Source organism: Acidocella sp. MX-AZ02, from assembly GCF_000306035.1.
In the GTDB taxonomy this organism is placed as follows: domain Bacteria; phylum Pseudomonadota; class Alphaproteobacteria; order Acetobacterales; family Acetobacteraceae; genus Acidocella; species Acidocella facilis.
Window position 1 is genome coordinate 939,498 of the sequence record NZ_JH976207.1, and the last position, 6,467, is coordinate 945,964.

Consider the following 6,467-nt stretch of genomic DNA (forward strand, 5'->3'; position numbering starts at 1 on the left):
AGGGCGCCGGCGGCCAGGGTCAGGCGGGCGGTGATGCGTGGACTGATCATATTCGGTTTCCTTGTTGCTTAAGCCGCGTCCTTATTTTCGCGGCCCAACATCATACCCGAATCATGGCAGCGTTATGGCGGGTTTCAGCCGAACACGCGCTTGAAGATGGTATCCACATGGGCGTGGTGCATCTCGGCACTCATCGCCTTGTCGATCGCCTCCACCGGCACCCGGGCCGCCACCTCTTCATCCGCCAGCAGGTTCTCGCGGAAGCTCTTGGCGTCCGCCTGGCCCAGCCTGGTCCAGGTCGCCATCGCGTTGCGCTGGATGATTTTGTAGGAATCCTCGCGGGAGAAGCCGGCCTTGGTCAGCACCAGCAGCACCTCGCCGGAATGCACCACCCCGCCCAGGCTCTCGACATTGGCGGCCATCTGCTCGGGATAGATGGTCAGCTTGTCCATCATCCCGGCCAGGCGCACCAGGGCGAAATCCAGGGTCACGGTCGCATCCGGGCCGATGCCGCGCTCCACCGAGGAGTGCGAGATATCGCGCTCATGCCACAGCGCCACATTTTCCATCGCCGGGACCACCGCGGCGCGCACCAGCCGGGCCAGGCCGCAGAGATTCTCCGAAAGCACCGGGTTGCGCTTATGCGGCATCGCCGAGCTGCCCTTCTGCCCGGCATGAAAGAATTCCTCCGCCTCGCGCACTTCGGAGCGCTGCAGATGCCGCACCTCGGTCGCCAGACGCTCCACCGAGGAGGCGATGACGCCCAAAGTGGCGAAAAACGCCGCATGGCGGTCACGCGGGATCACCTGGGTGGAGACCGGCTCGGAGGCCAGCCCCAGCTTCTCGGCAACGTACTCTTCCACGCGCGGATCCACATGCGCGAAGGTGCCAACCGCGCCGGAGATTGCGCAGGTGGCGATCTCGGCGCGCGCCGCGATCAGACGCTGCTTGTTGCGGGCGAATTCGGCATAATGCCCGGCCAGCTTCAGGCCGAAGCTGGTCGGCTCGGCATGGATGCCGTGGCTGCGGCCGATGGTGAGCGTGTATTTATGCTCCTTGGCGCGCTTCTCCAGCGCGGCCAGCACCTTGTCCAGATCCGCCAGCAGCAGGTCGGCGGCTTGCGTCAGCTGCACCGCCAGGCAGGTATCCAGCACGTCCGAGGAGGTGAGGCCCTGATGCACGAAGCGGCTTTCCTCGCCGACGCGCTTGGCCAGCCAGGTCAGGAAGGCGATCACGTCATGGCGGGTGACGGCCTCGATCTCGTCGATCTCCTGGGTATCCGCCTCGGTGAAGGCGGCCATCGCCACATCGCCCTTCTCGCGGATCACCTTCGCCGCCTCGGCCGGGATCGCCCCCACCTGTGCCATCGCCTCGCAGGCATAAGCCTCGATCGCGAACCAGATCCGGTACTTGTTTTCCTGGGTCCAGATGGCGGCGGCCTCGGGGCGGGTATAGCGGGGGATCATCGGGCACTCCTGCGGCGAAACGGGGGAAATCTGCGCCTCGCCTAATCAGTTGCGTCCGCATTGACAAGACATGCCGGACTGAGACACCTCCCGCGCATGGATATACTCAGCCTTGCCGCCATCCTGGTGCAGATCCTGCTGATCGATCTGGTTCTGGCCGGGGATAATGCCATCGTCATCGGCATCGCCGTGGCGCGGCTGGCACCGGAGCAAAGGCGGGTGGCGATTCTGGCCGGGATTGGCGGCGCCACCATCATCCGAATCATCTTCGCGCTGCTGGCGCTGAAGCTGCTGGCGGTGATCGGGCTCACTTTGGCCGGCGGGCTGCTGCTGCTCTGGGTGGTGTGGAAATCCGCGCGCGAGCTTTACGCGCACCGGCATGCGCCAGAGGGACCAGGCGGCGCCGCGCCTGCCAGCCTGCGCGCCGCGATCTGGAAGATCGTCATCGCGGATCTCTCGATGAGCCTGGATAATGTACTGGCCGTGGCCGGGGCGGCGCATGACCATCCCTGGCTGCTGGCGGTGGGGCTCGTGGTCTCGGTGGCGCTGATGGGGGTGGCGGCCAGCTTCGTCGCCAGGATCATGCGGCGCTTCCCCTGGGTGGCCTGGGTCGGCATCGCCATCGTCGCCTATGTCGCCCTGGAGATGATCTGGGACGGCTGGCACCAGGTGGCGCCGCATCTGGCGCCACATCTGGCACATGTGCTGCACTGAGCCGCGCGTGACGCAGAGTTCATCGACGCGTTAACCGTAAGAGCCGCAATGCTTAAAATTCTCTTTGCAGAATGAAGCGGGTCGGTTCAGCTTTCTGACATAAGCCACGGCCCCGCCGCCGGCGCCGTGGCGCTCCGCTTTGAAGCAAAAATATTTGAAAAGGACAGCGCATGGGGACCGAACCCACCGAAACCATGAAGGTCGAGGACATGAATGCCGCGCAGAAGCGCGCCTGGCTGGACTCCCATGAGGAAGGCTACCACAAGGGGCTGAAACCAAGGCAGGTGCAGATGATCGCCATTGGCGGCGCCATCGGCACCGGCCTGTTCCTCGGCGCCGGCGGACGGCTGCAGCAGGCCGGCCCGTCTCTGGCGCTGGTCTATGCGGTGTGCGGCATCTTCTGCTTCTTCATCATGCGCGCTTTGGGCGAGCTGGTGATGCACCGCCCCACCTCCGGCAGCTTCGTCTCCTATGCGCGGGAATTCCTCGGCGAGCGCGGCTCCTTCATCGCCGGCTGGATGTATTACCTGAACTGGGCGATGACCGGCATCGTCGATACCACCGCCGCCGCTCTCTATATGAAATACTGGCATATGTTCGATGGCGTGCCGCAATGGCTGTTCGCCTTCATCGCCATGGCGATCATCGGGGCGATGAATCTGATGGCGGTGGGCTGGTTCGGCGAGATGGAATTCTGGTTCTCGCTGATCAAGGTCGGGGCGCTGGTGCTGTTCCTGATCATCGGCGTGGTGTTCCTCCTCATCGGCCATCCTGTCGCCGGGCAGGCGACCGGGCTGCATCTGATCGCCGATCATGGCGGCATCTTCCCGCATGGTCTGCTGCCGGCGGTGGTGCTGATGCAGGGCGTGGTCTTCGCTTATGCCGGCATCGAGCTGGTCGGCACCGCAGCGGGCGAGGCGCAGGATGTGAAGCGCATTCTGCCGAAGGCGATCAACGCGGTGATGTACCGGATCGGCATTTTCTATGTCGGCTCCGTGTTGCTGCTGGTGCTGCTGATGCCTTGGAGCAGCTACAAGGCCGGCACCAGCCCGTTCGTCACCTTCTTCGGCTCGCTCGGCGTGCCCGGCATCGGCACCATCATGAATCTGGTGGTGCTGACGGCGGCCCTCTCTTCGCTGAATTCCGGGCTCTATTCCACCGGGCGGGTGCTGCGCGCCCTCTCCATGGGCGGCTCGGCGCCGGATTTCGTCGGCAAGATGAACCGCTCGAAAGTGCCCTATGGCGGCATCGTGGTCACGCTGGTGATCTATTTCTTCGGGGTGATCCTGAATTATCTGGTGCCGAGTCAGGTGTTCGAGATCGTGCTGAACGTCGCCTCGCTGGGCATTCTCAGCACCTGGGCCTTCATCATCATCTGCCAGATGAAACTGCGCCAGGCCCAGGCCAAGGGCAGCGTGCCGAAGGTGGAGTTCCGCATGCCGGGCGCGCCGGTGACCTCCTGGGCGACACTCGCCTTCCTGCTGGCGGTGCTGGTGCTGATGGGCTTCGATTATCCGGACGGCACCTTCACCGTGGCGCTGATCCCGCTGGTGATCATCTGCCTGGCGGTGGGCTGGTTCGTGCTGAAGAAATCCGCGCTGTTCAGCCCCACCGCGCCCTCGGCGCTGCTGACCGAATTGCTCGGCGATACCGAAGTGAAGGACTGAACCTTCGCGGCCGAGACGATCCAGGCCCCTGCCAATGATGGTGGGGCCTGGCTGAGAGGGACAAAGTTTTTGGGAAGGATCTGAGGGGGATGGCGGCGTTGCATTCGCCCCGGCGTTTTTCGCAGCTTTTTGAAAAAAGCTGCACCAAAAACTTTTAGAGGCTGTTTCAAAAGTCGCTATGGTGAGTCGCCAAGTGGTGATTTGCGAGCACCGGAGCGGAGCGTACTTAAGGTACGTGAGCACCGGAGCACAGCAAATCGCCGCTTGGCGGCCGCCAGAGTGGCTTTTGAAACAGTCTCTTACCCTATCGGTGCCTCCGGGTAGGCCAGCTCATGCCGCGCCCGCCATTCGGGCGTCACGTAATTCACGATCAGCGTGCGCCTTACCCCGGTGATGCGGCGCGCCTCAAACCCGTGCCACGTATCCGTCCCCGGCACGAAGATCAGCCCGCGATTGCGCCCGGACGGCGCCGGGCCGAGGCAGGCTTCCGGGCTTGTATAGATATCCGTCCCCCAATTCTCCCCCGCCGGCGGATCATTCAGATAGATCAGCAGCGTGAAGAATTTCGCCCCGATATCGGTATGCGGCTCCAGCCAGAACCCATCGCGGTCCTGGCAATATTCGATGCGCAAAAAACTGCCGCGCAGCCTGGCGCCGGTCAGGGCCTGCAGCCGGTCAGTGACCTCCTGGCTTTGAAAGGCGCGGGCGAGGGCGGCGCAGGCCGGATAGTCCGCCCGTGCCGCGGTGCCGAAAAACAGCCGGGTGGAATTATGCGTCTCGCGCCGCCCCTGCGTGTCGTCAATGGCGGGCGGGGCGAGCGGCAGGGCACAGATTTCCTCAGGCAACGCCTCGGGCAGCACATGGCTGAGCAGCCAGTGCGGATAGGGCGCGCCCCGCGCCCGGGCCGCGCCCAGGCTGGCGAGGAGGGCGCTGGTAACCGGCAGCTCAAGCATAATTGAGCAGGCGCTTGGCCTGGGCGGAGAGGCGGTGGCGCATCAGCTCGCGCTGCGCGGAGAAGCCGCTGGCCATCCAGTTGATCATCACATAGCGCCGTACCCCGACGAAGGGTTCGTGCCCGTGAAAGGAATTATCGCTGCGCTGGAAGGCGACCAGCGTGCCCAGGCTGGGCGGCACCTCGGTGATGATGTCGTTGAGATCATCCGCCGTGCGCAGCAGCCGCAGCCGCCCGCCCTGGGATTGCCACTCCTCGTTGAAATAGAGCAAAGCGGTGATCAGCTTTGTCTCGCTGTCGGTATGGATGCGCCCATCCTTCTCCTGGGCGCGGCCGCGAATGGTCACCATGGTCGGGCGGTCCGTGAGGTCGATGCCGAATTTGCGCGAGACGGCCAGGGTCAGCGCCGGCCCGGTCAGCTCGTCGATCAAGGCGGTGAAGCTGGGGCCGGGGCGGGTGGCTTCCACCGGCAGCAGCCCGGCATGGTCGATGGCGGCGAAATCCCGCAGCACCGCCTGTTTCTGATCAGCGGCGATGAAATCGCTCACCACCATATGCTTGAACGGGGCGGTGGTCAGCTTGGTCCGGGCGAACCGGTCGAGATCGAGAATCGGCATGGGAGATCCAGTCTGGGGATAGGCCGGAGCTAGGCGCGTTGCGCGCCTATCTCATTGACCTGGATCAAGCCTGGCCGGCGGCATTTGGCCTTTATTAAGCTTTTCCCCGCATCCTGGCTGAAGCGAAGATTGGACCACAGGCCTTCCCAGATGTTTTCCGGCAAATCCCCCAGCCCGTTCGATAGCGCCGCCTTCAGCAAGGCGCTGCTGGCGGAACGCCGCGTGGCGCCGCGATTCGGCGTGATCAAAAGCGCCAAGCTGCTGGTCGGGGAAGGCTATGCGCAGGGTGTCTATGATTGTCTGGTGCTGGATGAATCCGATACCGGCGCGCTGGTGGATCTCGGTACCGTGGTCAATCTGCCGGAGGAGATGGTGCTGCAGGTGGCCGGCGGCGCGCAACGCCGGGCGCGGCGCTGCTGGGCGGTGGGCAGCAAGGCCGGGCTGGAATTTCTCGGCGCGCCGCTGCGCTCCAGCGAGGTTGCGCGCGGCATGCAGGAGGTGGCGCGGCTGATCGAGACCAAGGGGCTGGCGGCTGGGATGATCGCGCTGCGCGGGCTGGCGTTTTTCGAAGAACCGGCGCTGCGCGAGGCGGCTTTGCAGGCCGAGGCCGCCTGCGCGAAATTGTCGGATTTATTGAAGGGGTAGATGCTCAGGGGCTGGGGCGCAGCAGGAACAGGTTTATGCCCGGGACATGCGCCCAGAGCCGGTAATGCGCGGCCAGGGCGGCGTGCAGTTCCGTATAGACATCCGGATTTGTTGTGGCCGGGTCGGGCGGCCAGCTATGGGTGGCGATGATCTGCGGGCGCTGCGCCAAAATCCGCGCCACTTCCTGCGCCGGATTGACCCGGGCGACGCCAGGCAGGGTCCGGCCGGTCAGCTCGGAGGGCAGCACGAACCGCGTCGGCGGCGTCCGCCCGGTCAGCGCGTAGAGAATGGGCTGCGAATCGAAGACATACAGGCTGCGCGGCGCGGCGGCGCGGATCAGCCGGGCGGCGGCGCGCACGCTGTCAGGCCCGGTGAAGGGGGCGAACGCGTGCCAGGCGGCGAGGCC

The 6,467-nt window shown here is 64.9% G+C and carries 7 protein-coding genes; 3 read left to right on the forward strand and 4 right to left on the reverse strand.

Annotated features, from left to right (window positions below; translation table 11 throughout):
* Positions 1 to 134: 134 nt before the first annotated feature.
* Positions 135 to 1,466 (reverse strand): adenylosuccinate lyase, encoded by a 1,332-nt coding sequence (purB, locus tag MXAZACID_RS04655; RefSeq protein ID WP_008492956.1) that lies wholly within the window; start codon positions 1,464 to 1,466, stop codon positions 135 to 137.
* 96 nt (positions 1,467 to 1,562) lie between these two features.
* Here purB and MXAZACID_RS04660 point away from each other — a divergent pair, with 96 nt between their 5' ends.
* Entirely contained in the window at positions 1,563 to 2,180 is a 618-nt protein-coding gene (locus MXAZACID_RS04660; protein WP_008492957.1) for a YjbE family putative metal transport protein, read from the forward strand.
* Positions 2,181 to 2,389: 209 nt separating this feature from the next.
* Entirely contained in the window at positions 2,390 to 3,847 is a 1,458-nt protein-coding gene (locus tag MXAZACID_RS04665; RefSeq protein WP_205619767.1) for an amino acid permease, read from the forward strand.
* A 299-nt stretch (positions 3,848 to 4,146) separates the two neighbouring features.
* Here the strand turns inward: MXAZACID_RS04665 and MXAZACID_RS04670 are convergent, their stop codons facing one another.
* Both MXAZACID_RS04670 and MXAZACID_RS04675 read right to left on the reverse strand, forming a co-directional pair.
* A complete protein-coding gene (locus MXAZACID_RS04670) occupies positions 4,147 to 4,800 on the reverse strand; it encodes a 2OG-Fe(II) oxygenase (RefSeq protein WP_008492959.1) in 654 nt (217 codons plus the stop codon).
* Positions 4,793 to 5,416, reverse strand: coding sequence for a 2OG-Fe(II) oxygenase (locus MXAZACID_RS04675; RefSeq protein WP_008492961.1), 624 nt, complete (start codon positions 5,414 to 5,416; stop codon positions 4,793 to 4,795). The genes MXAZACID_RS04670 and MXAZACID_RS04675 overlap by 8 nt, the downstream gene beginning before the upstream one ends.
* 150 nt (positions 5,417 to 5,566) lie before the next feature.
* On the opposite strand from MXAZACID_RS04675, the gene MXAZACID_RS04680 reads away from it, so the two are divergent.
* On the forward strand, positions 5,567 to 6,061 hold the full coding sequence (locus MXAZACID_RS04680; protein ID WP_008492963.1) for a hypothetical protein: 495 nt from the start codon (positions 5,567 to 5,569) through the stop codon (positions 6,059 to 6,061).
* Positions 6,062 to 6,065: 4 nt separating this feature from the next.
* On the opposite strand, the gene MXAZACID_RS04685 is transcribed toward MXAZACID_RS04680, so the two are convergent.
* Positions 6,066 to 6,467 (reverse strand): hypothetical protein (locus MXAZACID_RS04685; protein WP_008492964.1); only part of this gene is annotated, 402 nt, incomplete at its 5' end.

Coding starts and splice junctions, on each gene's coding strand:
- purB (WP_008492956.1), bottom strand. CDS start 1,466: ATGATCCCCCGCTATACCCGCCCCGAGGCCGCCGCCATCTGGACCCAG.
- MXAZACID_RS04660 (WP_008492957.1), top strand. CDS start 1,563: ATGGATATACTCAGCCTTGCCGCCATCCTGGTGCAGATCCTGCTGATC.
- MXAZACID_RS04665 (WP_205619767.1), top strand. CDS start 2,390: ATGAATGCCGCGCAGAAGCGCGCCTGGCTGGACTCCCATGAGGAAGGC.
- MXAZACID_RS04670 (WP_008492959.1), bottom strand. CDS start 4,800: ATGCTTGAGCTGCCGGTTACCAGCGCCCTCCTCGCCAGCCTGGGCGCG.
- MXAZACID_RS04675 (WP_008492961.1), bottom strand. CDS start 5,416: ATGCCGATTCTCGATCTCGACCGGTTCGCCCGGACCAAGCTGACCACC.
- MXAZACID_RS04680 (WP_008492963.1), top strand. CDS start 5,567: ATGTTTTCCGGCAAATCCCCCAGCCCGTTCGATAGCGCCGCCTTCAGC.